We start from the raw sequence: 3,329 nt of genomic DNA, 5'->3' as shown, positions 1-3,329 counted from the left end.
TTGATTTCTGACTTTTGTCAGATCGTTCTTTAAAAATTCGGATATGTGATAGATATAGACTGAACACCAGTTTCACTGCTGGTGGATCAGGCTAAGGTAAAATTTGTGAGTTCTGCGCGAAAGCGCAACATGCGAATTTTCGGCGAATGTCGTCTTCACAGTATAACCAGATTGCTTGGGGTTATATGGTCAAGTGAAGAAGCGCATACGGTGGATGCCTTGGCAGTCAGAGGCGATGAAAGACGTGGTAGCCTGCGATAAGCTTTGGGGAGTCGGCAAACAGACTGTGATCCAGAGATCTCTGAATGGGGGAACCCACTCAGCATAAGCTGAGTATCTTGTACTGAATACATAGGTACAAGAGGCGAACCAGGGGAACTGAAACATCTAAGTACCCTGAGGAAAAGAAATCAACCGAGATTCCCTTAGTAGTGGCGAGCGAACGGGGACCAGCCCTTAAGTTGATTTGAGATTAGTGGAACGCTCTGGAAAGTGCGGCCATAGTGGGTGATAGCCCCGTACACGAAAATCTCTTGTCAATGAAATCGAGTAGGACGGAGCACGAGAAACTTTGTCTGAACATGGGGGGACCATCCTCCAAGGCTAAATACTACTGACTGACCGATAGTGAACCAGTACCGTGAGGGAAAGGCGAAAAGAACCCCGGAGAGGGGAGTGAAATAGAACCTGAAACCGTATGCGTACAAGCAGTGGGAGCCTACTTTGTTAGGTGACTGCGTACCTTTTGTATAATGGGTCAGCGACTTATATTCAGTGGCGAGCTTAACCGAATAGGGGAGGCGTAGCGAAAGCGAGTCTTAATAGGGCGTTTAGTCGCTGGGTATAGACCCGAAACCGGGCGATCTATCCATGGGCAGGTTGAAGGTTAGGTAACACTGACTGGAGGACCGAACCGACTACCGTTGAAAAGTTAGCGGATGACCTGTGGATCGGAGTGAAAGGCTAATCAAGCTCGGAGATAGCTGGTTCTCCTCGAAAGCTATTTAGGTAGCGCCTCATGTATCACTGTAGGGGGTAGAGCACTGTTTCGGCTAGGGGGTCATCCCGACTTACCAAACCGATGCAAACTCCGAATACCTACAAGTGCCGAGCATGGGAGACACACGGCGGGTGCTAACGTCCGTCGTGAAAAGGGAAACAACCCAGACCGTCAGCTAAGGTCCCAAAGTCATGGTTAAGTGGGAAACGATGTGGGAAGGCTTAGACAGCTAGGAGGTTGGCTTAGAAGCAGCCACCCTTTAAAGAAAGCGTAATAGCTCACTAGTCGAGTCGGCCTGCGCGGAAGATGTAACGGGGCTCAAACCATGCACCGAAGCTACGGGTATCACCTTCTGGTGATGCGGTAGAGGAGCGTTCTGTAAGCCTGTGAAGGTGAGTTGAGAAGCTTGCTGGAGGTATCAGAAGTGCGAATGCTGACATGAGTAACGACAATGCGAGTGAAAAACTCGCACGCCGAAAGACCAAGGTTTCCTGCGCAACGTTAATCGACGCAGGGTTAGTCGGTCCCTAAGGCGAGGCTGAAAAGCGTAGTCGATGGAAAACAGGTTAATATTCCTGTACTTCCAGTTATTGCGATGGAGGGACGGAGAAGGCTAGGCCAGCTTGGCGTTGGTTGTCCAAGTTTAAGGTGGTAGGCTGAGATCTTAGGCAAATCCGGGATCTCAAGGCCGAGAGCTGATGACGAGTGCTCTTTAGAGCGCGAAGTGGTTGATGCCATGCTTCCAAGAAAAGCTCCTAAGCTTCAGATAACTGGGAACCGTACCCCAAACCGACACAGGTGGTTAGGTAGAGAATACCAAGGCGCTTGAGAGAACTCGGGTGAAGGAACTAGGCAAAATGGCACCGTAACTTCGGGAGAAGGTGCGCCGGCGAGGGTGAAGGACTTGCTCCGTAAGCCCATGCCGGTCGAAGATACCAGGCCGCTGCGACTGTTTATTAAAAACACAGCACTCTGCAAACACGAAAGTGGACGTATAGGGTGTGACGCCTGCCCGGTGCCGGAAGGTTAATTGATGGGGTTAGCGCAAGCGAAGCTCTTGATCGAAGCCCCGGTAAACGGCGGCCGTAACTATAACGGTCCTAAGGTAGCGAAATTCCTTGTCGGGTAAGTTCCGACCTGCACGAATGGCGTAACGATGGCGGCGCTGTCTCCACCCGAGACTCAGTGAAATTGAAATCGCTGTGAAGATGCAGTGTATCCGCGGCTAGACGGAAAGACCCCGTGAACCTTTACTATAGCTTTGCACTGGACTTTGAATTTGCTTGTGTAGGATAGGTGGGAGGCTTTGAAGTGGGGACGCCAGTTCTCATGGAGCCATCCTTGAAATACCACCCTGGCAACTTTGAGGTTCTAACTCAGGTCCGTTATCCGGATCGAGGACAGTGTATGGTGGGTAGTTTGACTGGGGCGGTCTCCTCCCAAAGAGTAACGGAGGAGTACGAAGGTGCGCTCAGACCGGTCGGAAATCGGTCGTAGAGTATAAAGGCAAAAGCGCGCTTGACTGCGAGACAAACACGTCGAGCAGGTACGAAAGTAGGTCTTAGTGATCCGGTGGTTCTGTATGGAAGGGCCATCGCTCAACGGATAAAAGGTACTCCGGGGATAACAGGCTGATACCGCCCAAGAGTTCATATCGACGGCGGTGTTTGGCACCTCGATGTCGGCTCATCACATCCTGGGGCTGAAGCCGGTCCCAAGGGTATGGCTGTTCGCCATTTAAAGTGGTACGCGAGCTGGGTTTAGAACGTCGTGAGACAGTTCGGTCCCTATCTGCCGTGGACGTTTGAGATTTGAGAGGGGCTGCTCCTAGTACGAGAGGACCGGAGTGGACGAACCTCTGGTGTTCCGGTTGTCACGCCAGTGGCATTGCCGGGTAGCTATGTTCGGAAGAGATAACCGCTGAAAGCATCTAAGCGGGAAACTTGCCTCAAGATGAGATCTCACTGGAACCTTGAGTTCCCTGAAGGGCCGTCGAAGACTACGACGTTGATAGGTTGGGTGTGTAAGCGCTGTGAGGCGTTGAGCTAACCAATACTAATTGCCCGTGAGGCTTGACCATATAACACCCAAGCAATTTGCTAGCGCAGATTGCGGTGGTGAAGATGACACGAACCGAAAGTTCGCAAGATCACAAATTCACATATCCGAATTAGCCAAGAGTGTTCAAAAGACATTCTGGCAACAGAATTTCTTGACGACCATAGAGCATTGGAACCACCTGATCCCATCCCGAACTCAGTAGTGAAACGATGCATCGCCGATGGTAGTGTGGGGTTTCCCCATGTGAGAGTAGGTCATCGTCAAGATT

General features: G+C 51.0%; 2 rRNA genes. Both read left to right on the top strand.

Annotation, left to right across the window (positions count from 1 at the left end):
- Positions 1-187: 187 nt before the first annotated feature.
- Positions 188-3,080, top strand: a 23S ribosomal RNA gene (locus CQW31_RS30465).
- A gap of 131 nt (positions 3,081-3,211) precedes the next feature.
- A 5S ribosomal RNA gene (gene rrf, locus CQW31_RS30460) occupies positions 3,212-3,327 on the top strand.
- Positions 3,328-3,329: the final 2 nt, after the last annotated feature.

Source organism: Pseudomonas sp. 382 (genome assembly GCF_002759075.1).
In the GTDB taxonomy this organism is placed as follows: domain Bacteria; phylum Pseudomonadota; class Gammaproteobacteria; order Pseudomonadales; family Pseudomonadaceae; genus Aquipseudomonas; species Aquipseudomonas vlassakiae.
Note: the sequence above shows the minus strand (reverse complement) of the source record. Positions and strands in the feature narration are given on the sequence as shown.